This window comes from Microbacterium sp. B35-04, assembly GCF_010634885.1.
GTDB lineage: Bacteria > Actinomycetota > Actinomycetes > Actinomycetales > Microbacteriaceae > Microbacterium.
Genome location: NZ_MWLP01000005.1, coordinates 115731 through 138589 on the forward strand (window position 1 = coordinate 115731; position 22859 = coordinate 138589).

17 protein-coding genes are annotated in these 22859 nt (G+C 70.9%); all 17 read right to left on the reverse strand.

Features of this window, described 5'->3' with window-relative positions:
* Nucleotides 1-45: 45 nt before the first annotated feature.
* On the reverse strand, nt 46-6234 hold the full coding sequence (locus B1729_RS01330; RefSeq protein ID WP_163630294.1) for a S8 family serine peptidase: 6189 nt from the start codon (nt 6232-6234) through the stop codon (nt 46-48).
* Nucleotides 6235-6250: 16 nt separating this feature from the next.
* Complete coding sequence (locus B1729_RS01335; RefSeq protein ID WP_163616659.1) at nt 6251-6424, reverse strand: hypothetical protein; 174 nt, start codon at nt 6422-6424, stop codon at nt 6251-6253.
* 57 nt (nt 6425-6481) lie between these two features.
* Nucleotides 6482-9427 carry an AAA family ATPase gene (locus tag B1729_RS01340; protein ID WP_163630296.1) on the reverse strand — a complete coding sequence of 982 codons (2946 nt, stop codon included), beginning with the start codon at nt 9425-9427 and terminating at the stop codon, nt 6482-6484.
* 86 nt (nt 9428-9513) lie between these two features.
* The gene (gene lysS, locus B1729_RS01345; RefSeq protein ID WP_163630298.1) at nt 9514-11037 is read right to left on the reverse strand and encodes a lysine--tRNA ligase; all 1524 of its coding nucleotides are present in this window, start codon (nt 11035-11037) and stop codon (nt 9514-9516) included.
* Nucleotides 11038-11181: 144 nt separating this feature from the next.
* Nucleotides 11182-11976: an MBL fold metallo-hydrolase gene (locus B1729_RS01350; protein ID WP_163630300.1), complete on the reverse strand. Its 795-nt coding sequence runs from the start codon at nt 11974-11976 to the stop codon at nt 11182-11184.
* Between the two features lie 28 nt (nt 11977-12004).
* Complete coding sequence (panC, locus tag B1729_RS01355; protein ID WP_163630302.1) at nt 12005-12850, reverse strand: pantoate--beta-alanine ligase; 846 nt, start codon at nt 12848-12850, stop codon at nt 12005-12007.
* Entirely contained in the window at nt 12847-13563 is a 717-nt protein-coding gene (locus tag B1729_RS01360) for a Rossmann-like and DUF2520 domain-containing protein (RefSeq protein ID WP_163630304.1), read from the reverse strand. The genes panC and B1729_RS01360 overlap by 4 nt, the downstream gene beginning before the upstream one ends.
* Nucleotides 13560-15398 (reverse strand): PH domain-containing protein, encoded by a 1839-nt coding sequence (locus B1729_RS01365; RefSeq protein ID WP_163630313.1) that lies wholly within the window; start codon nt 15396-15398, stop codon nt 13560-13562. The genes B1729_RS01360 and B1729_RS01365 overlap by 4 nt, the downstream gene beginning before the upstream one ends.
* Entirely contained in the window at nt 15395-15976 is a 582-nt protein-coding gene (locus B1729_RS01370; RefSeq protein ID WP_163616647.1) for a PH domain-containing protein, read from the reverse strand. The genes B1729_RS01365 and B1729_RS01370 overlap by 4 nt, the downstream gene beginning before the upstream one ends.
* Entirely contained in the window at nt 15918-16415 is a 498-nt protein-coding gene (locus B1729_RS01375) for a DUF3180 domain-containing protein (protein ID WP_163616645.1), read from the reverse strand. Before B1729_RS01375 ends, B1729_RS01370 begins: the two co-directional genes overlap by 59 nt.
* On the reverse strand, nt 16412-16972 hold the full coding sequence (folK, locus tag B1729_RS01380; protein ID WP_163616642.1) for a 2-amino-4-hydroxy-6-hydroxymethyldihydropteridine diphosphokinase: 561 nt from the start codon (nt 16970-16972) through the stop codon (nt 16412-16414). The genes B1729_RS01375 and folK overlap by 4 nt, the downstream gene beginning before the upstream one ends.
* A complete protein-coding gene (folB, locus tag B1729_RS01385; RefSeq protein WP_163616640.1) occupies nt 16969-17364 on the reverse strand; it encodes a dihydroneopterin aldolase in 396 nt (131 codons plus the stop codon). The genes folK and folB overlap by 4 nt, the downstream gene beginning before the upstream one ends.
* Entirely contained in the window at nt 17364-18209 is an 846-nt protein-coding gene (gene folP, locus B1729_RS01390) for a dihydropteroate synthase (RefSeq protein WP_163616638.1), read from the reverse strand. The genes folB and folP overlap by 1 nt, the downstream gene beginning before the upstream one ends.
* Entirely contained in the window at nt 18206-18811 is a 606-nt protein-coding gene (folE, locus tag B1729_RS01395) for a GTP cyclohydrolase I (RefSeq protein WP_163616636.1), read from the reverse strand. The genes folP and folE overlap by 4 nt, the downstream gene beginning before the upstream one ends.
* Nucleotides 18812-18820: 9 nt before the next feature.
* Nucleotides 18821-20827, reverse strand: coding sequence for an ATP-dependent zinc metalloprotease FtsH (ftsH, locus tag B1729_RS01400; protein ID WP_163616634.1), 2007 nt, complete (start codon nt 20825-20827; stop codon nt 18821-18823).
* 245 nt (nt 20828-21072) lie between these two features.
* Nucleotides 21073-21624, reverse strand: coding sequence for a hypoxanthine phosphoribosyltransferase (gene hpt, locus B1729_RS01405; RefSeq protein ID WP_163616632.1), 552 nt, complete (start codon nt 21622-21624; stop codon nt 21073-21075).
* Nucleotides 21625-21677: 53 nt separating this feature from the next.
* Nucleotides 21678-22673 (reverse strand): tRNA lysidine(34) synthetase TilS, encoded by a 996-nt coding sequence (tilS, locus tag B1729_RS01410; RefSeq protein WP_163630315.1) that lies wholly within the window; start codon nt 22671-22673, stop codon nt 21678-21680.
* Between the last annotated feature and the right edge of the window lie 186 nt (nt 22674-22859).

The window sequence follows — 22859 nt, forward strand, 5'->3', positions numbered from 1 at the left end:
ACCGGGAGAGGCTCCGTCACGGGCCGGCGGCCCGTCAGCACGAGGTCAGAGGCGCGGATCCTCCCGAACCTTCAGGGCATTGACGATCGGCTCGCGCTCGCTGATCTCGCCGGTGAACTCGATCGTCAGATCGCCTCCGGCGTGCTCGACGGTGACCTCCTGCACGTCCGCCGTCAGCGCGCCTACGGTGGCTTGGACGTCGTGGTCGTGGAGCACGGGGTTCCCGTTCACCAGGACGTCGAACGCCCGCATGCCGGCCTTGACCTTGTCGATCTCGGCGAAGTCGAGACCGATGCGGTACGTCCCGGCGGGCGCGTCCTTGAACACGTAGCTGAACGTCTTGCCCGTCCGCTGGGTGCGGTACAGGTCGTCGTCCTCCGTGCCGCCGATGTCGGCCTTGGTGGCACGATCGGTGCCACCGACGTACCCCCACGGCTCCGAGCCCAGCGCGCGGTCAGGCGACCAGACGAAGCCGTCCGCGCCGACGAACCCGGACCCGCCGGCATCCACGCCCTGCCAGTAGGCGGAGGTCGCCAGTCGGACCGGCTGGAACTGGGACGCGTCCTTGCCGGCGTTGGACGCGACGAGCACGTCCCCGACGAGCACGCCGGGCTCGACGCCGGCGTTGTCGACCTTCGCGGTGACCGTGGTGGACTCGCCGACCCCGAGCTCTACCGTGCCGTCCGCGGCCTTGCCCGTGAGGGTCAGCCACGGCAGGTCGGCGGCCTCGTGCCCGCCGTCGTCGGTGCGCCGCTGCTCACTCAGCTCCACCTGGAGCGGGGCGGAGCCCGTGTTCGTCACGGTGACGTCAGCCGTGGCGATCTGGCCCTGGGCCAGCAGCCAATCGAGGTCGCCTCGGGTGACCGTCAGGACGCCCGTGGTCAGTGCGGTGTCGACCACCTCGGCCTGGTCCTTCGCGGCGATGGTCACCGGGTGGCTGGCCGTGACGTAGTTCGGCGCCCAGACCTCCACGGTGTTCTCGCCGACCAGCGCCTGGGCCTTCCACCGGCCCAGCTCGTCGGCCGTGATGACCCGGTCGCCGGCGGGACCGCGCAGCGTGATGATCGCACCGGCGATCGGCTGGCCGTCGTTCTTGTCGGTGACCGTTCCCTCGATCGTGCCCGACGCCGGAAGCGTGTACTCCAGCCCCAGCCCGGCCGTCAGCACCGGCTGATTGAAGGAGTACTGGCTGGCGGGGTTGCGCGTCAGGCTCTCCAGGCCGACCGTCGCCGACGACCCGTGGGTGAGGGGGTTGTCACCGCCGACGCCGTCGCCATACCCGATCTGGATGCGGCCGTCCGCGATCAGGGTGACGGAGAAGCTCACCCTGGCCGTCCGGTCGCTGTAGAAGGTGGCGTTGCGCCACTCGATGACCTCCGCGGCGATCCCGTCCACCTCGGTCATGCCGAAGTAGATGCCCGCCTGGTCGTCGACGATCAAGTCATCCCACAGTGGGTAGATGGCATCGACCGGGCTTCGCGAGGGCAGCGCCGTGTTGCTCGCCTGGCTGCTCGACCGGTCGAATGCCAGCGATCCGTTGGTCGTCACGCACACGCCGTCCCAGGCCGTGTCGTAGAACGGGAACAGGAAGCTGGAGTCGAACCACAGGACGCCGCACAGGTCGTCGCCCTGCCATTCGGAGTCCGTGGTTCCCTGCCGGTAGAGCCCCTCGGTCACCTGCACCGAGTACGAGCGACCCGCCGGCGCCACGGGCACAGGGCCCGGTTCCGGCTGCTCGGGCTGAGGCTCCGGTTCGGCCTCGGCCCCGCGTGGGTCGAGCGTGACGCGCAGCGCCCCGACGCTCGGTGCCCGCAGGCCCTTCGCCCCGCGCAGCTCGACGGTCAGCGGTCCGCCCTCGTGCTGCACGACGGCGGTGTGCCAGTCGGCGGCGTCCGGACCCACGGCGGAGGCGGCGTCGTAGGCGTACTGCGTCAGCTCGTCGTCGACGAGGACGTCGAGGACCCGCTTGCCTACGCCCACCTGCTCGGTCTCCGCGAACCCGAGGTCGATGTTGTACGTGCCCTTCGGTACGTCGGGGAAGGTGTAGACGAGGTCGCGGTCCGGCGTGGTGCGCTGGGACTGGAACAGAGAGTCGTCCTCGGTGCCCGCGATCGGCGCGCGCGTGGAGGTCGCCTTGTCCTTGCCCTGGTAGCCCCACGTGCCTTCGCCGGCCGCCTGATCGGCAGACCAGGCGAAGCCGGTGGCATCGGTGAACGAGGACCCGCCCGCGTCGACGGCCACCTGGTAGGCGGAGGTTGTGAGCGTCACCGGGACGTAGGCCTTCGACTGCCGCCCGGAGTCGGACCGCACGATGACGTTCGCGGCCAGCGTGCCGGGGTCGACGTCCTTGGAGGAGATCGAGACCTTGACCGTGGTCGACTCTCCCGGGGCGAGGGTGCCACCGTTCGAGGAGAGCGACAGCCAGGGAAGGTCGGTGAACAGGTCGTCCTCGACGTCGACGAGCAGGACCTCGTCGGTCAGCTGATCCACCGCCCACAGCGCGCCGGTCGAGTCGGTCTCGAGGCCGCCACCCGCGCCCAGCTTCATGCCGGGGAACCACCACGCGTTGACGAGCGAGCAGTCCTCGGGGTCGACCTGCAGCAGGCGGGTGGGCCGGTTGGAGGTCCGGTCCGTGTACCAGATGGTGTCGGACGCCTGGTTGTAGGCCAGGCCCATGATCTCCGGCAGCGGCGGGGCACAGAACGACAGCAGTGCGCCGGCGTCGTCGTGAGACGTGCCCGCGACCGTCCCGATCATGCCGTTGCTCCGGCCGCCGACGTAGAACACGTCCTCCTCGGGGTTGTAGGCGAGCCCGGTCAGGGGCAACGTGGACCAGTCACCCTTGATCTGACGGGTCTCCTTGCCCGTCTCCCGGTCGAAGCAGTGGATGTAGCTGTCAGGGCTGTCCTCCATCTGGCACATGTCACCGGTCTCGGTGTCGAGCGCCATGTCGAAAGCCCGGTAGTCGGGGTTCCACGCCGCGTCGAAGACCTTGCCGGTGGACTTGCCCGTCACCGTGTAGGCGGTGTTGGTCCGCTTGTCGTAATCGTGGACCCACACGTCTCCGTCGTACCCGACGCCCGAGGGCTCCTTCTCCGCGATGGTGCCCGGGATCGCGATACGGGTGATGACCTCGCCGCCGGCCGTCGCGCCGACCTTGAGGGCCGCATCCGCCTCCGCGGCGGCGGATGCCTCCAACTCTCCGTCGACGTTCGACGGCGTCATGTCGCTCGCACCGGCCGTCCAGGCGGTGAGGTCGATGGTGCTGTCCGCCCCTGTCCCGGTGCGCGTCGTGGCGCCCGCGCCGTCGAGTTCGGGATGGCGCTCGGCCTCGCCCAGGTCGTACGTGAGCGGGGCGGAACCGTTGTTGGTCAGCGTCAGCGAGCCGACGCCGTTCTGATCTGTGCCCATCAGGACGTCCAGACCGTCGGACTTCAGGTCGGCGACGCCGGTGGTCAGGCGCGCGTCGATCTTCGCCTTCGCGTAGAGCTCGTCGAGGGTGAAGTCGTACGACGCGGTCACGTAGTTCGGCGCCTCGACCGTCATCGTGTAGTCGGCGACGGGAAGCTGGCGGTGCACGACGCCCGTCCCCCCCGTCGTGACGGACTCGACGAGTCCGTCCTCATCGGTGAACGACACCGTGGCACCGGATACCGGCAGCCCGTCGTTCTTGTCGACGACGGTGGCGTCGAGGTAGCCCCAGTCGGGCAGGTCGTACGTGACGATCATCCCGTCCTCGAGCACCGGCGCGTTGTCGGAGAACCGGATGCCGTCCACGCCGGCCCAGCCCTGGATGCCCGTGATCGCGCGGGCGCCGGCCGTCACCGGGTCTTCGGTGCCGATGCCGTCGCCGTACCCGAAGACGATCTTGCCCGAGCGGGTGAACGTGGCCGAGAAGTCGACCGGCTCGCTGTACTCCGACCGGATCGGGTAGGCCCAGATCCTGGCGTCGCGGTACTCGACGACGAATGCGTCCTCGCCGTCGAGCTTCGTCGCCGCTGTGAACACGCCGCCACCCGGAGCGAACTCGACAGGGGTCTCGGTGGAGAACGGGAAGGCGCCGGCACCGCCGTAGCCCGGTCCCGTGGAAGCGTCGGGAGAGATCACGCCGCGCAGGCCGATGCCGAGCGTGTCGTGGCTCCCGTTGTAGAGCGCGATCGGGAACGGCAGGTTCACCTCGGACCAGACGAAGGGCGCCTCGAAGTCGAGTCTGTCCGTACCCCGCAGGTGCTCCCCCTCGGAGACGGCGCAGCTGTAGCCGCCGCCGTCGACGACGAGCCCTACGGGAATCTCCAGCCGCTCGTTCTCAGCACCGACCGTCAGCGGGACGGAGGTGGGCGAGAAGCAGGCGTTTGGCGTGACGGCGATGCCGTACTGGCCCTCGGGCACGTCGGCGATCTCGAACGCGCCGTCGGCGTCCGTGCGGACGGGGTCCAGCGGCGTGCCCCTGACCGAGACGTCGGCGTTCGGGACGGCGTCGCCCTCCCCGTCGACCACCGTGCCGCGGATGTCGTGCCGTGGGGCGGCCGTGAGCGGGAGGTCGGCGGAGGACTGCTCGCCCAGGGCGATCGTGACCTCGGCGGTCGCGGTGAGGTAGCCGAAGACCTTCGTGCTCAGCCGGTAGTCGCCGACGGGCAGGTTCACCGAGAACCGGCCGGCCTCGTCCGTCCCGACGGAGCGGGTGAACGGTCCGCTGATCGTCACGTCGGCGCCGACGACCGGCTCACCGTTCGCGGTGACCACTCCGGTCAGCGTGCCGCCCTGACGGGGCGCGAGCTCGAGCAGGCGGGGCAGGTCCAGCCGACCCTCGCCGTACATGTTGTTGAAGTCGGCGGTCCCGCCGCACGACGTGTTGTCGACGTCGACGGCCGACTCGGCGAGCAGGCGACGGGTCTCCTCGACCTGCCCGATCAGCGTCGGGTCGTAGCTCCACAGGTCGGCGACGGCGCCGGCGACATGCGGTGACGCCATCGACGTGCCGGACATCTCGACGTACTGGTTGCCGGGATACGACGAGCGAACACCCACCCCGGGAGCCGAGATCTCAGGCTTGATCTGGCCGTTCTCGCCCTCACCCTTGCGCGAGAAGGCCCCCAGGTTGCCGCTCACGTCGTAGGCGCCGACGGAGTAGGCGCTCGGGGCCGCGCCCGGAGAGGAGACGGTGTCGCAGTCCGCATACGGAGAGGTGTTGCCCGACGACCAGACGCTGAAGATGCCGGCGGCCGTCCAGGCCGCGTCGATCGCATTGAAGAAGGTGTGGAAGTCGTGCTCGGTGTCCTGGCCCCACGAGTTGTTGATGATGTGGGGGCGCTTGGAGGGATCCGGGTTGTTGCCCTGCAGGTCGGTCGGGGCCAGCAGCCACCAGCCGGACTCCAGCAGCGACTCGGCACCGGAGCTGCTGCAGCAGCCGTCGGTCGCGATCCAGTTCGCGCCTGGGGCGACACCGACGTGATTGGTGCCGTCGTCGCCGACCATCGTGCCCATGGTGTGCGTGCCGTGACCGTTGTCGTCGCAGGGCGCGTCCGAACAGGTGGTCCGGGTGGCCATCCAGTTGTAGTCGTGCTCGAACGTGCCGTCCGGCTTGGCGCCCCGGTATTTCGACACCAGCGCCGAGTGGTCGAACTGGACGCCCGAGTCGAGGTTGGACACCGTGATACCGGCGCCCGTGGCGCCCATCGCCCAGGCTTCGGGGGCGCGGATGGCGTCCACCCCCCACGCGTTGACGCCCGCGTCGCCTGCGACCGCGGCGTCGGGGCGGAGGCCCTCTTCAGCCGGCGTCTCCTCTTCGACGGGTTCGACGAGCGCGACCTGGGGCGACGCGTGGATCTCGGCGACCTGCCCCACCGAGGCGACGTCGAGCGCGAGGTCCTGCGTGCCGCCCTTGACGAGCACGGCGTTGACGAGCGGGTAGGACGTGTACTTCACGCCCGCTGCCTCGAGCTCGGCCGCCACGGCCGCCTCGGAAGCTTTGGCCGACTTCTTGAGCGCGTCGTAGACGAACTGACCGCGCTCGTCCCAGTCGGTGATCTCCTTGGCGGGCGCCAGGTCGGCGTTGGCGTTGAACGTGATCCAGAAATCGGCGACCGGGTCCTCATGGAACCGGTCCTTCAGATCGCCCGTGATCTTTGCTTCGGGGGGAACAGCATCCGGTTCGGCGGCGGCCGCCGGGAGCGGCGCACCCATGCTCAGGCCGGCCATGACGGCGAGCGACGTGGCGATGGCGATAAGTCTCATGGGTGGGGCCTCCGGTCTACAGGGGTTGGTAAGGGTCGTGGCTCTGGCGCGCACGGTCGGCAGCGCCGTCGGGGTCGACGGCGCCCTCGGTGGTGCGCGCTCCACCGGGCTGGGGCAGCTCTGGCTCGGTGTTCGAGTCGTCACTCGCGGCGATCTCGTGGCGCGCGCGTGACTCCGGGTCGTGGGACATGCAGGTCATGTTTCGGCATGCAGCCCGCACGTCGCTATCCGGCGAATACGTCAATCTTTATGAGAGCGTCACACCCAAGTCGTCGTCCTCGAGCAGTCCGGCCTCGGTCACCTTGACGGCGAGGGCGGTCCGGGACGTCACCTCGACCTTGCGCATGGCCGACCTCAGCTGCTGGTCCACCGTCGCCGGCGACTTGGCGAGGATCTGGCTGATCTGCCGGTTCGTCCTGCCGGCGACCACCAGCCGGACCACCTCCAGCTCGCGGGGCGAGAGGCGGTCGCCATACCCCTTCCGGCCGCCGCGCCACAGCCGGGGAACTTCCGCGCCGTGGTCGCGGAGCCGCTGGGCGACCCGGTCGGCGTCCCCGCGGGCGCCGAGTCGGAACAGCTCCTCGTACTGTGCGGACAGCAGCTGCCGCCCCTCGGCGAGGCGGTCTGCCGCCAGGAGCGCGACCGCCTGGCCCTCGCGCGCACGCAGAGCGTCGTACGGCCGCGGCAGCGCGTCCCACGCCTGCGCCGCCCGCGCGTACGCGGAAGCCGCCCTGGCCGGGTCGTCCCCCGCGGCAGCAACGTGCGCCCGACAAAGCGCCAGCGCGGCCCGAGGGGCCGGAGCGGTGTGACCGCGCAGCCCGCGGGCGAACTCCTCGGTGAGCGCTTTCGCGGCTTTGCGCTCCCCCGCGGCGAACAGCGCATCGACCCGCACGGGCGCGACGTCGGTGGCCCACAGCCAGATCCCCTTTGCCCGGACGGTGCGAAGCGGCGCGTCGGTGATCTGCAGCGCCCGCGCCATATCACCGTCCGCCCGCCACAGCCGCGCCAGCTCCGCGGCGGGCTCCATCACGTCGTCGGCGGCGCCGAGCCGCGTCGCCTCATCGAGGACGTACCGGAACTGCTCCTCCGCCTCTCGGCGGCGTCCGGCCGCGGCGGCCAGCCGGGCGGTCAGCCGGACGCCGGCCAGGTGGATCGCCGGCCGGTCCGCGTTGGCCTCGGCGAGAGCGGCGCTGCGGTCTGCCAGCCCCTCCCACCGTCCGCGGAACCAGTCCAGGTTGGCGAGTTCGAGCTGGACGTTGAAGCGCAGTCGCGACGATTCCTCGGCGTCGGCGAGCCGCAGCGCGACGGCGAGGTGCCGCTCCGCGTCGGCGTACCGGCCCCACATCACCGCGCCTGTCCCGATGTTGGTGTGGATGCGGGCGACGTCGAGCCGCTCCGGTGCGGTCGCGCCGTCGAACGGCAGGCCGGCGACGACGTCCCAGGCCTCGTCGTCGCCGAGCATGAGGAACGCGGCCGCGCGGTTGCCTGTCAGGTTCAGGCGGACCGCGGGCGACTCGATTCCCGCCGCGAGGTCGGCGGCACGCCGCAGCCAGCGTCGATGGGTGGAGGCCGGCCACGGCGACCCGTAGGCCCAGCCCAGGTACGTCATGGCCTTGGCCGCCTCGGCGGGGTCGTGGCCGAGGTCCGTCACCGCCCGCTCGAGCTCCACACGTGCGGCCGCCGCCTCGCCGCCGGTGATCAAGAGCCGGCCCAGCGGGTTGCGGACCTCAGCCTGCTCGCGAGCGGACAGCCCGGGGCCGTCGAGCACCGTGCGCAGGCCGCGCACGACGCGGTGGTAGACCTCGTCGACCGGCTCTCGGCGCCCCAAGGCGGCGAGCCCCGTGGTGCGCGCGATTCGCGCGAGGTCGGCGGGCGGGAGTGCCGTCTCCCTCAGGAGGTCGACAAGCAGGACGACGGCAGCGGTGTGGTCGCCCGAAGCCATCGCCTGCGCGGCCGCCTGCTCGGCGTGCCGCGCCCAGGGCCGGGTCTCGCCGGCCTCGCGGAAGTGGTGGGCCAGGCGCGCGACGGGCTGCGGATCGACGGACTCCAACGCCTCGCCGGCTCGGCGGTGCAGGAGCGCGCGATCGGTGCGCGCGACGGTCTCGTAGACCGCCGTCGCGACCAGGACGTGCCGGAACCGCCACCGGCCGCGGTCGTCGCCCGACAGGATCCTGGCGTCGGCCGCCTCAGCGATGCCGGCGCGCGCGTCCTCGGGCGTGAGGTCGGCGGTCGCAGCGATCGCGGCCTCGGACGACCACTCGGCCAGGACCGCGGCGGCCCGCAGCGTCTGCTGCGCGGCGGGCGACAGGCGGTCCACCCGCTCTCGGGTGGAGTCGCGGACGGTGGGCGGCACCTGGAGCTCCGTGAGCGCCAGGCGGACCCACTGCCCGTCACGGAAGGTGATGTCCGCACGATCGCACATGAGCCGGACGGACTCCTCGATCGCCAGGGGGATGCCCCCGGTCCGCTCGTGCAGAAAGCTGCGGAACTCGTCGGAGACCGGCTCTCCGCCCAGCATCGACGACACCAGCGACGCCGTGTCGTCGGGTGCCACCGACGTGAGGGCGATCCTCGACCCGGTGACCCCGACGGGCAGGCGGGACGTCAGCCGCAGCAGCAGCGACCCGGCGTCCACCTCCTCCGGGCGGTACGAGATCACCAGGCTCGGTCCGTCCGAGCGCTGCCGGGAGGTGAGGAACAGGAGGAACTCCAGCGTCACCTCGTCGGCCCAGTGCGCGTCCTCCAGGACGAGGACGCCCACGCCCAGCGCCCTGAGCAGCTCGTCGAGCGCGCGGAACAGGCGATGCCGTGCCGCCTTCGCGTCGTCGAGGGGTTCGAGGGCGGGCGGCAGGTCGCCGGACCACTCTGGGAACAGCGGCCGCAGCGCGCCCGCGAGATCGGTGAGCCGCAGTCCTGCCACGAGTCGGTCGATCCCCCGGAACGCGTCGACGATCGGACCCAAGGTCAGCGACTCCCGCAGCGGCGGGCACACCGACACCAGGGCGGTGAGAGTGGGCGCGCCGGCGAGCCACTCCTGCAGCAGTCGGCTCTTCCCGATCCCCGCCTCACCCTCCACCAGCACGATCGCGGGCGGCCGGGAGACGGCATCGCGGAGCGCGGCCAACTCGGGATCGCGACCGACGAAATGCGGCGTGGAGATCACTGGAGAGTTCGCGTCTGAGCGGTTGACCATGCGAGATGGTCTCACCTGACGCCCTCGACCGTCGAGGCGCGCCCGTCGTGGGAGTACATCGCGCCGGCGGTGACGGCGCGCTCCGCCTACTTGACGAGCGGGAAGAGGATCGTCTCGCGGATGCCGAGACCGGTGATCGCCATCAGCAGACGGTCGATGCCCATGCCCATGCCCCCGGTCGGCGGCATGCCGTGCTCGAGCGCCCGCAGGAACTCCTCGTCGATGCGCATGGCCTCGAGGTCGCCGCGCGCAGCCAGCTTGGCCTGCTCGACGAAGCGCTCGCGCTGGATCACGGGGTCGACGAGTTCGGAGTAGCCGGTCGCGAGCTCGAAGCCGCGGGTGTAGAGATCCCACTTCTCGACCACGCCCGGGATCGTGCGGTGCTCGCGCACGAGCGGGCTGGTGTCGATCGGGAAGTCCATGACGAACGTCGGGCGGGCGAGACCGGGCTTGACGAAGTGCTCCCACAGCTCCTCGACCAGCTTGCCGTGGGTGGCGTGAGGCGGGATGTCGACGCCCACCTCGTTCGCGAACGCGACGAGCTCGGCGAGCGGCGTCTCGGGCGTGACCTCGCGGCCGGACGCCTCCGAGAGCGAGCCGTACATCGGGAGGCGCTCCCATTCGCCGCCGAGGTCGTACTCCGTGCCGTCCGCCCAGGTCACCGTGGTGGATCCGGTGACCGCGACGGCGGCGTTCTGGATCAGCTCCTGCGTCAGGTCGGCGATGCCGTTGTAGTCGCTGTACGCCTGGTAGGCCTCGATCATGACGAACTCGGGGCTGTGGGTCGAGTCGGCGCCTTCGTTGCGGAAGTTGCGGTTGATCTCGAAGACCCGGTCGATGCCGCCCACGACGGCCCGCTTGAGGAAGAGCTCCGGCGCGATGCGCAGGTAGAGGTCGGTGTCGAAGGCGTTCGAGTTGGTGATGAAGGGACGCGCCGACGCACCGCCGTGCTGCACCTGCAGCATCGGGGTCTCCACCTCGAGGAACCCGTGGTTCGCGAAGGTCTGGCGCACGCTGGCGTTCGCCTTGGCGCGGGCGACGACGGTCTCGCGCGCACGATCCCGCACGATGAGATCGAGGAAGCGGCTGCGGACGCGGTTCTCCTCGCTGAGCTCGTTGTGCAGGTTCGGCAGCGGCAGGATGGCCTTCGAGGCGATGCGCCAGTCCGAGACCATGATCGACAGCTCGCCGCGTCGGCTCGAGATGACCTCTCCGCTGACGAACACGTGGTCGCCGAGGTCGACGAGCTCCTTCCACGCCTGCAGCGAGTCGGCGCCGACCGCAGCCAGCGACACCATCGCCTGGATGCGGCTGCCGTCGCCCGCCTGGAGCGTGGCGAAGCAGAGCTTGCCACCGTTGCGGCTCAGCACGACACGACCGGCGACGGCGGCGGTGACGCCGGTCTCGGCTCCCGCCTCCAGGTCGGCGAAACGCTCCCGCAGCGCCGGGATCGTGTCGGTGATCGGCAGGCTGACGGGGTACGCCCCGCCTGCGGCATCCGTCCGCTCCGCGATCAGCCGCTCGCGCTTGGCCAGCCGCACGGCCTTCTGCTCGAAGATCTCCTCTTCGGTGGGCTCGGCGGTCTCGGCGGGCGAGGTCGTGTCGGTCACGGGATGTGCTCCTCGGTGGGGATGTTCTCCGCAGAACGCGGACCCCCAAGTGTATCGGCGGCGACCTCCGGCCTTTCTGAACAGCCCACTCAGAACACTGGATGCCGCAGCCCGCGCCTCGGCCCGCGCCGGTGTCGACGCCGGTCAGGGGAGCTCGATCGGCTCCCCCAGGGGCGCCCAGCGGACGCGCTCGCGCACCGCGCCGGGGGCGGCGTCCAGCACGCGGGCCGCTGCATCCTCCTGCTGCGAGAAATGGCTCCAGCCCTCGACGTGCACGGGCACCGCCGTGCCGGGCTCGGCCAGCCCGATCAGCTCGACCGCGTCGTCGGCATCCATCGTGTACGCCAGCGGGCCCGTGAGCGGGAACTTCACCGCACCGATGTGCACGAGGGCGACGTCCGGATGCAAGCCCGCGGCGACGCGACGCAGCGCGCGGTACATCACGGTGTCACCGGTCATCCAGAGCACAGGGTGCGCGCCGCCCACGCGCGCCAGCGTGAACCCGATGACCGGACCGACGATCGGACGCGTGAGAGGAGCGCCATGCCGGCACGGCGTCGCCGTGATCACGAGGTCGGGCTTGCCCTCGGCGGTGAGGGTGATGGCGTCTCCGGCACGCAGACCTCTCGCGTCGCGGTGCGCGCCCGACGTCGACAGGCTCTTGGCGCCGGCGATCGTCGTCAGCACCGTGCGCGCGACGCCGAGGCCGGCGCGGCCGGCATCGTCGAGGTTGTCGGCGTGGTGGTGGTGACTCAGCAGCACGATGTCGACCGCGCCGATGTCGGAGAGGTCGACCGCGGGCCCCGTCGTCTTGCGGGACGACGTTCCCGCCCCGAACGAATAGGTGCGACCCGGTGGATCGAAGGTGGGGTCGGTGAGGATCCGCCACCCCTCCCACTCGACGAGGGCCGTCGGACCGCCGATCCGTGTGATGCGCATGTCGTCTCCTGGGGCCCGGTGTCCGCGCTCAGCCGAGGTAGATCTCGGCGTTGTCGATGAGTCGGTGGCCCGCCACCGTCGCGGCGATGAGCGCGAGCGCGGGTCCGCTGGTGCCCTCGTCGACCGGGAGGAACGTCACCGGATCGACGACGCTCAGATACTCGAGGCGGATGCGGGGCTCCCCCATGAGCGTCGACTGCGCCGCGGCGATGCAGGCGTCGATGCCGCGGTCGGCGTTGGCGGCTGCGGCATCGAGAGCCGCGGGGAGGAGCGCGGCGGCGGCGAGGTCGCGGTCGTCGAGCATCCCGACGCGGGTCGACACCGGAAGGCCGTCGTCGCCGCGGACGGTCTCGACCGTCGCGACCTCGACGTCGAAGAACAGGTCGCGGATCATCCTGCGCACCAGGAAGACGCGCTGCCGATCCCGCTCGCCGTAGACGGCGACATCGGGCCGGACGAGGTGGAACAGCTTGGCCTCGACGGTGAGGAGACCGTCGAAGTAGAACGGGCGGAACCGCCCCTCGTACCGCAGGCCCAGGTCGCCGGCGGTGACCTTCGTCGTCGCGGAGCCGTCGGGAAGCAGTTCGTCCGCCCCGGGCGAGAAGACGACGTCGACGCCGAGCGACGCGAGCAGTCGGGCGTCGTCCTCGGGAGTGCGCGGATAGGCGGCGAAATCCGCCGGCGATGCGAACCGCAGCGGATTGACGAACACCGACACCACGACGATGTCGGCGACCTCGCGCGCCCGGTGGACCAGGTCGATATGTCCGTCGTGAAGGGAGCCGATGGTCGAGATGAGGGCGACGCGGGACCCCGGTGCGGCGGCGCGGACCTCGGCGAGCCGAGCACGCAGCTCGTCGATGGTGCTGATCATCCTTGGATCGTAGCGGGAGGCTCGCCACCCACCGGACCAGAGCCGGCCTCGGTGAGCGCGTGGTCGAGCGTGGTGTGCGCCAGTGCGGAGAGGAACGACCCCGGATACGGCACGCCCGCTTCCGCGAGGAGCGCGGCCGCCTGGTGCACGATGGAGCGCGAGAAGACCCTTGCCGTGGCGATCGCCTCGCCGTACGCCGCGCGGGCCGACTCCTCGACGACCACCGGTTCGCAGCCCAGCTCCACGGCGAGGGCCTGCGCGATCGGCAGCACCGGCCCTGGTGCCGTGACGGCCGCGTACGCACTGGTCAGCGCGCGCAGATCCATCGACGTTCCGCTGAACTCGATCGCGGGATGCACGGCGAGCGGGATGACGCCCTTCGCGACGGCGGGAGAGAGGATGCCGGCCCCCCAGGCCGGGTCCGTGTGCAGGACGAGCTGCCCCGGCTGCCACGCACCGACCTCGGCCAGACCTCGCACGAGTCCCTCGAGCTGGTCGTGGGGCACGGCGACGATCACCAGCTCGCTGCGCCGGGCGACCTCGGTCGCGTCCAGCACGGGCACGCCCGGAAGGATCGCCTCGACCCGCTCCGGGTCGGAGCCCTGCGTGATCCCGACCAGCGCGTGTCCGGCACCGGCGAGCGCCGCACCCAGCACCGGTCCGACACGACCCGCCCCGATGATCCCGACTCCGAGCCGTCCATCGCGGGTCATCCGTGGTCCTCTTCGCCGGGCGTCCTCTCGGAGGCTCGGCGCGTTTCGTCTCGCTCGCTGGCGCTCGCTCGCTCAACGACCGCAATCAGAGGTTCGGTCGTTGAGCGAGCGAAGCGAGACGAAACGTCGCCAGCCTCGTCCGCTGCGGTGGATCCGGCGCTCGCGGCGGCTGCGGCATCCGTCTCGTCCTCCGCCCACCGATGCGTGCGGTCGGCGAGCGCTTCGCGCACCGAACCGCGCGCGACATCGTCGAACAGCGCGAGAGCGTGGTCGCGGTCGACGGCAGCCAGGAACGGCGACACCGGACCGGTGACGACGTGCGCGCGCACGTTCGTCACGCCCGACGCCCGGTCGAGGGGGCCCTGGTACAGGCCGATGCTCTGCAGACGCGCGAGCGGCAGGATGACCAGCTTGCGCCACACGACGCCGCGTCGCATCAGCAGCGCGTCGGCGGTGAGGCGGAAGCCGTTGCGCCGATACGACAGCGGGACGATCCACCAGGCGCGCTTCGGCGTGTTCGTGAAGGTGTCGACCTCGCCCGGTCCGAACATGCCCTCCTGCACGACCAGCGCTCGCTCCTCGTCGGAGAGCGTGGGCTGCAGCAGCCGCAGCACGCGTTCGACGTCGGCGACGGTGCCCACCGGCAGGGCGGTGGTGAACTGATCCGTGCTGCCGTCGGCGGCGCTGCGCCCGGTGAGGCGGTTGATGCGCACCGCCCACCAGCCGGCGGGGCGCCACATGATGGGCTGTGTCACCTCGACGGCGTGCACACGCCCCGGGGGCACGATCTCGGTGATGGTCGTGAAGAGGCCGAACGTGATCCGCACGCCGTCGGGCGTCGGCGCGATCGCGTACCGCAGCGACCGGACGATCGAGCGCAGCCAGTAGGCGCCGAAGCCGATGATCGCGGGAACGAACCCGAACAGCAGCCACGTGACGCCCTGGCTCACACCGACCACGATCGCGATGATCGCGAAGATCAGGCCCAGCGTCGACATGCTGAGGATGTGGGATGCCACGAGCCGGCCGACCGGGATGCTCACGACGGACTCGAGCTCGGCGACCGGCGCCTCTGGCCCCTCGATCATGCCGGTGATCTCGCGACCCACGGTCTGGCTCAGCATCGCGGCCCTGCCGACGGGCCTGACCGCGGCCGGTCCCGCGGTCATCGCGAGACGACGTCCGGATGCGAGGCGGAGGATGTCGGTCCGCACAGCCTCGGCGTTCGCGGTGGAGAGGTACTCGAGCTTGACGTTCGCATCGGCTCCGGCGCCGACGACCTCGAGCTTCGCCATGCCCAGCAGTCGCGCGATCATCGGCCGCGTGAGGTTGACACCCTGCACGCGATCGAGCGGTGCCCGGCGCTGCGTGCGGAACAGGATGCCGCTGCGCACCTCGACGTCGTCATCGGTGATGCGGAAGGTGTGGAAGCGCCACGACGTGTAGAACACCGCGACGAGGACGATGAGCGCGGCGAGGACCGCGAGCCCCGCCAGCACGTAGAGGTTGTTCGCGACGATGAAGTCGATGGGGTCGCCGCCGGCACCCTCCCACTCGCCGACCTCCTCCTCGATGTCGGGCGCGAGCCACGGCAGGAAGATGAACACGAGGCGATCGCGCAGATTCGCGAGCACGATGCCGATGACGACGATCAGGAACAGCCCGCCGCGCAGGAGGGGCGTGAGCGGGTGCAGGCGATGCCACTCGCCGTCGCTGAGCGGCGATCGCACCAGCTGCGGCGGCGGTGCGCCGGGGGCGAGCGGCCCTTCGACAGGCTCAGGGACCTGGTCCCCAGGGTCGGGAACCTGGTTCACGGGCTCGGGGGTGGACGTCATAGACCCGTGCGCCGGCTCTCGGCGACTCCGACGAGGTGGTCGCGGAGCGTCTCAGCGGTGGACTGCTCGAGCCCCGGGATGATGACGCCGGTCGCCGCGGCCGCGGTGACGAACTTCAGCTGGGCGATGCCGAAGCCCCGGTCCAGCGGACCGTGCGTGATGTCGATCAGCTGCATGCGGCCGTACGGCACCGCCACGAAGCGCTGCCAGAGGATACCGCGCCGGAAGACCAGATCGTCGTCGCGCAGCTGATACCCGATCGAGCGAGCCTGGCGGGGCAGGATGAGGAGCGTCCACGCGAGGATCACGGTGAGGATCCCGCCGGGGATCCAGGCCCACAGCTGATGCATCAGCAGGGCGAGCACCAGCGTGGCTGCGACCACGAGTACGAGGAACGAGCCGGTGGAGATCAGCTGCACCGTCACGTACTTCGGCGAGATCTGGTGCCACACGCCGCCTTCCAGCACCAGCCGGTTCTCGGAACGCGGCTCGGCGATCCCCTCGAACGTGCCCCCGGCCTCAGTGGTCGTGGAGGCGGGGCTCGAGTCCGGGGTCGTCGCCTCCGGGCTGTTCGTCATCGTCGTCCTTCCGGATGGTGCAGAGGTGCTCCGCGACCAGACCGGCGGCGACCAGCAGGGCGCCGCTCACGGTCGTCGCGATGACCGCTGCCAACGAGCCTAGCGAGGGTGTGACAGGCCGGGTCGCCAGGAAGACCCACAGCCCCGCTCCCAGCCCGCCGATCGCCGCGCCGACGATGCTCGAGGCCTTCGCCAGCATCGCGATGCGCACGGCGCGGAACGGGTCGACTTTCGACGTCGAGGTGCCGCGCGTGGCGCGCCGGATCGGGATGGCGAGCGCGATCACGAAGGCGCCCAGCAGCACCAGGAGGATCGGCAGCGTCACCGCCGGCGTGAACGTCGGGCGTCCCGCCGATGTCAGCAGCTGGTCGACGAGGAAGCCCGCGGCGACCCCGAGGATCGCTGAGATCGCGAGAACACCGGCACCGGTGCGCTTCATCGGCGTCCGCCCTCCTGCAGCCGGCGGAGAACCTCGTCGACACGACCTGCGCCCGGAAGCACGGCATCCGGATCCACCGCCAGCCAGGGCCCGAGCACGAAGTCGCGCTCGGCGGCGCGCGGGTGCGGCAGCCGCAGGCGGGGGTCGTCGCTGACGACATCGCCGTACGCGATGAGATCGAGGTCCAGCGTGCGATCCTCCCAGCCGGGCTCGCCGGCGGAGCGGGCAGCGGAGCGCACACGGCCGTGCCGCTGCTCGATCGCATGGAGGTAGCCCAGGAGCACCGACGGCGCGAGGCGCGTGGTGAGGATCGCCACGGCGTTCAGATAGGCCGGGGCCTCGGCATCCGGTCCCTCCGGCTTCATGGCGACCGACTCGATCGGCTCCGACACGCGCACGGCGTCGACCAGCGGCACGCGTGCGAGGTCCTTGATCGCAGCCCCCATCGTCGCGCTGCGGTCGCCGAGATTCGCGCCCAGGGCGATGACGGCCTCGACCGGTCCGCGCGGGTGACGCTCGGCATCCCCGTCGAAACCCTGTGCCAGGCGCCGGTTCACGATTCCTCCGTCCGGAACGGCTCTTCACGTCGGGCACGGCGGATCGTGACCGACACATCGGCGAACGGCACCGTGATGGGCGCCTGCGGCTTGTGGACCGTGACCGCGACCATCTTCACGCCGTCGCGCGCGAGGAGGTCGTCGGCGATCCGCGCCGCGACGCCCTCGATCAGATTCAGCGGCTCGCGGCCGACCAGTTCGACGATGCGCTCGGCCACCTCTCCGTAGTGGACGGTGTCGGCGACGTCGTCGGATGCCGCGGCCTGCGCGGTGCTGACGTACAGGGTCGCGTCGACGACGAACTCCTGGCCCTCCCGCCGTTCTTCGGCGAACACGCCGTGGTGCCCGAAGGCGCGCACCCCGGTCAGCGTGATTTCGTCGATGAAGTCCATCAGCCCTCCCGGCTGCCCGATCGGTCGTCCTGTCGCGAGCCTGTCCAGCGCCCGGCAACCACGAGAGCATCCCGCGTGGCGGCGACATCGTGAACACGCACCGCCCATGCCCCGGCCTGCGCGGCGAGCACGCTCGTCACGGCGGTCGCCAGGTCGCGGCGAGCCTCGGACGGTTCGGCGCCGTCGGCGGGATCGCCGGCGAGCGCGTCGGCGAGGAACCGCTTGCGGCTCGTGCCGATCAGCACCCGCGGGCCCATCGCGACGAAGCGGTCGAGCCCGCGCAGCGTCTGCCAGTTCTGCTCGCCGCGCTTGCCGAACCCGATGCCCGGGTCGACGATCACCCGGGCGGGCGCGATGCCGGCCGCCGCGGCCGCCTCGACGCGAGCGCGGAGCTCTGCCGCGACCTCGGTCACGACGTCGTCGTAGACGGCGCGCGCGTACATGTCGGCGGAGTGGCCCCGCCAATGCTGCAGGACCACGTCCGCATCCGTCGACGCGACCGTCGACAGCATCTCGGGGTCGGCCATGCCGCCCGACACGTCGTTCACGATGCGTGCCCCGGCCGTCACGGCGGCGAGGGCCGTCGACGCGTTCATCGTGTCGATGCTCACGACCACGCCGGCGTCGACGAGGGCGCGCACGACGGGAAGCACGCGGCCCTGCTCGACGCGCGGATCCACGCGCTCCGCACCGGGCCTCGTCGACTCGCCGCCGACATCGAGGATGTCGGCGCCCTGCGCGTGCAGCGCCAGGCCATGGGCGACGGCGGTATCGGCATCCGCATGCCGTCCGCCGTCGCTGAACGAGTCGGGCGTCACATTCACGACGCCCATGATGAGCGTCATGCGCGCATCCCCGACGGCCGCGCCGTCCCGAGCAGCGCGACCAGCTCAGCACGCGCCGCGGGCTCGGCCAGCTCGCCGCGCGCCGCGATCGTCACGGTCGAGGCATCCGGCTGACTCCCGCCGCGCATCGTCACGCACTCGTGCGTCGCCTCGAGCACCACCAGCACGCCCCGCGCGTCGAGGGAGGCGGCGATCACGTCGGCGATCTGCTCGCCGAGGCGCTCCTGCACCTGCGGACGCGAAGACAGGATCTCGACGACCTTCGGCAACGCGCCGAGGCCCACGACCTGCTCACCGGGGAGGTACGCGAGATGCGCATGGCCGCGGAACGGCAGCAGGTGATGCTCGCACACCGAGCGGAACAGGATGTCGCGGAGCATCACCGCGCCGGACGGGAGCGTGTCGGGGGCCGGGCCCCGCGACACCGAGATGGTGCGCGCGAGCGGCGCCCCGGCATCCTCTCCCACTCCCGCGAAGAACTCGCCGTACGCGTCGGCCACGCGCTCGGGCGTCTGCTTCAAGCCGGGACGATCGGGGTCTTCGCCGATCGCCTCCAGCAGCTCGCGCACGAGCGCGGCGATGCGCTCACGATCGACGGCCACGGGCCGAGCCTACGCGGTCGCGGGTCGCGCCTGTCCCGACGGACGACGCTTGGGCGCCTTCTCGGCGGCCGGCTGCTCGGCCTCGACGCTCGCGGCGAGCCCCGCCTCGTCGCGGCGCTTCGGCACGTCGATCGGGGGCAGGGTCGACGGCGGGCGCTGCTCGCTCGACAGCCACTGCGGGCGCGGGGGCAGGCGCTTGACGTCCTTGAAGATCTCGGCGAGCTCCAGGTGGTCGAGCGTCTCCTTCTCGAGGAGCTCGAGGGCGAGCTTGTCGAGCACGTGGCGGTTCGCGTTGATGACCTCGTAGGCCTCGTTGTGAGCCTGCTCGATGAGGTCGCGCACCTGCGTGTCGACGCGCTCGGCGATCCGCTCCGAGAACTCGCGGCCGTGGCCCATGTCGCGGCCCATGAAGACCTCGCCCGACGACTGCCCGAGCTTGACCGGGCCGATGTCGCCGGTCATGCCGTACTCGGTGACCATCTTGCGGGCGATGCTCGTCGCCTTCTCGATGTCGTTCGATGCGCCCGTGGTGGGATCGTGGAACACGATCTCCTCGGCGACGCGGCCGCCCATCGCGTAGGCGAGCTGGTCCTGCAGCTCGTTGCGGGTGACGGAGTACTTGTCCTCGAGCGGCAGCACCATCGTGTAGCCGAGGGCCTTGCCGCGCGGGAGGATCGTGACCTTCGTGACGGGGTCGGTGTGGTTCATCGCCGCGGCCGCGAGCGCGTGACCGCCCTCGTGGTACGCGGTGATGAGCTTCTCCTTGTCCTTCATCACGCGGGTGCGCCGCTGCGGACCGGCGATCACGCGGTCGATGGCCTCATCGAGCGCGCGGTTGTCGATCAGCTGCGCGTTCGAGCGCGCGGTGAGAAGGGCGGCCTCGTTCAGCACGTTCGCGAGGTCGGCGCCGGTGAAGCCGGGCGTCTTGCGGGCCACGACCTCGAGGTCGACGCCGTCGGCGAGCGGCTTGCCGCGGCCGTGCACCTCGAGGATCTTGGCGCGACCCTTGAAGTCGGGCGCGTCGACGCCGATCTGACGGTCGAAGCGGCCCGGGCGCAGCAGCGCCGGGTCGAGGATGTCGGGGCGGTTGGTGGCCGCGATCACGATGACGTTGACCTTGGGATCGAAGCCGTCCATCTCGACGAGCATCTGGTTGAGCGTCTGCTCGCGCTCGTCGTGACCGCCGCCCATGCCGGCGCCGCGATGGCGGCCGACCGCGTCGATCTCGTCGATGAAGATGATGGCCGGGGAGTTGTCCTTGGCGGTGTTGAACAGGTCGCGCACGCGGCTGGCGCCGACGCCGACGAACATCTCGACGAAGTCCGAGCCCGAGATCGAGTAGAACGGCACGCCCGCCTCGCCGGCGACGGCACGCGCGAGAAGCGTCTTGCCCGTTCCGGGAGGGCCGTACAGCAGCACGCCCTTGGGGATGCGCGCACCCACGGCCTGGAACTTCGACGGGTCCTTCAGGAAGTCCTTGATCTCTTCGAGTTCTTCGATCGCCTCGTCGGAGCCCGCGACGTCCTGGAAGGTCACCTGCGGCATCTCCTTCGTCACGAGCTTCGCCCGCGACTTGCCGAACTGCATGACCTTGCTGCCGCCGCCCTGAGCGCTGGACATCAGGAACCAGAAGAGCAGACCCAGCAGCAGGATCGGCAGCAGGAGCGAGAGGAACCCGTCGAACCAGGTCGCGCGCGGCACCGCGTCGTTGAAGCCGTCCTTCGGGTCGGCCGCGTTGACCGCGTCGACGACCTCGGCGGCACGTGCGGTGACGTAGTAGAACTGCACGTCGGTCGCGCCGTCGTACTCCTTGGAGAGCTTCATGTCGACGCGCTGATCGCCGTCGGTGTTGACGACCTCGGTGACCGTCTCACCGGAGAGCAACTCGAGACCCTCCTGCGTGGAGATCTGCTTCGCACCGTTCAGGCTCGAGATGAGCGAGAACCCCACGATCAGGAAGACCCCGATCAGCAGGACGTAGAAGAGGGGGTTGCGGGTGATCTTCTTGAAGTCCATGGCGCGGGCGAGAGCCCGACCCCTTTCGTCGACGTGCCGTCGGGGACAGGAAAGCGCCCGTCGACGGTTGAATCAGGGTATCGCGCGGTTCCTAAGCGTCGTCTGTGCATTCGCCCCGGGCGTAATCGCCGGATCCAGGGCGCTTCGTCTCGGTCGTTCCTTCCTCGCTCAACGACCGGTCGTTGAGTGAGGGACGGTCGTTGAGCGAGCGAAGCGAGACGAAACGCAGAGACGGAACGCGACGATTACGAGTAGACGTGCGGGGCGAGGACGGCGACGTCGCGGAGGTTGCGGTACTTCTCGGCGTAGTCGAGGCCGTAGCCGACGACGAACTCGGTGGGGATGTCGAAGCCGACGTACTTGCAGTGCACCTCGACCTTGGCGGCCTCGGGCTTGCGCAGCAGCGCGAAGACCTCGACGGATGCCGCGCCACGCGCCGCGAAGTTCTCCAGCAGCCAGCTGAGGGTCAGGCCCGAGTCGATGATGTCCTCGACGATGAGCACGTGCTTGCCGAGGATGTCGGTGTCGAGGTCCTTGCGGATCTGCACGACGCCGCTCGACTTCGTGCCGGCCCCGTACGACGAGACCGCCATCCAGTCCATCGTGATGTGCTTCTTGAGCGCGCGGGAGAAGTCGGCCATCACCATGACCGCGCCCTTGAGCACGCCGACGAGCAGCAGATCCTCGTCCGCGTAGTCCTCGGCGACCCGCGCCGCGATCTCATCGAGCTTGGCTCGGATGTCCTCCTCGGTGACGAGGACTTCGGTGATGTCGCTGGAGACGTCGGCCGCGCGCATGGGACGAGTCTAGAGGGGCACCGCCTCTGACCCGACCGAACGCCCTCCGCGACTCAACGCGCCGTAAACTCGATGCGGCCGCCGACGCGGCGAGCGCGGCATCCGGGAAGATCGATGGGTCCTTGGCCCGACCAGTCGGTGACGAGGCGCGCCACCTCGATCGTCTGCGACCGCGTGAGGCCCTGGTGGAACTCGCTGGCCACCACGTGCCGGATGATGCGGTTCCGCAGCGCGGCAGGGTTGGCCGCGAGGGCGGCGACCGACACCGAGATGCCGGCTTCGGCGTGCTCGACGATGTCTTCGATCGTCTCGTCGATCATCTCGTCGAAGGCCTCCGCGTCTTCACGCAGCTGCGCCGCGGTGCGGGCGAGGGCATCGGCGATGCCGGGGCCGAGCTCGGCCTCGAGGACGGGCAGCACCGTCTCGCGCACGCGCACCCGCGCGAATCGGGGGTCGGCGTTCTGCGGGTCTTCCCACGGCTCGAGGCCTTCGGCCGCGCACGCAGCGCGGGTCGTGGACCGCCGCACCCCGAGCAGTGGCCGCAGGAGAGCGACGCCGTCGAGCTCGGAGACCTCCGCCATGCCCTGCAGGCTGGTGGCGCCCGCGCCGCGCGCGAGGCCGAGCAGCACCGTCTCGGCCTGGTCGTCGAGCGTGTGGCCGAGGAGGATCGCCGCCGCGCCGGCGTCGCGGGCGGCGTCGCGCAGCGCGCGGTAGCGCGCGTCGCGTGCCGCCGCCTCGGGCCCGCCGGCCGCGCCTACCTCCACGCGGACCACGCGGGCCTCGAGCCCGAGAGCCTCGGCCGTCGCCGCCGCGGCGGCTGCGGCATCCGTCGACCCGTCCTGCAGTCCGTGGTCGACGGTGACCGCTGCGACGCGCAGTCCGAGCTTCGAAGCCTCGAACGCCGTCGCCGCCGCCAGCGCGAGCGAGTCCGCGCCGCCCGACAGAGCCACGAGCACGGTGGCTCCACGCGGGACCCCCGTCAGCGCGCGGCGTACGGCGAGCCGCACTTCGGCGACGACGGGGGCCAGTCCGGGGCGGCGCTCATCCACCCGCCCACCGTACCGGCGCGACCCAGGCGAATCGCATCGAACCTCACTGCCTCGGCCCGGTGCAGCGCGTTTCGTCTCGCTCGTTCCTCGCTCGCTCAACGACCCGGGACGACCCGAACCCCGGTCGTTGAGCGAGCCTGCGACACGAAACGCCCCGAGCCTGCGCGACTAGGCTTGTCGCGGCAT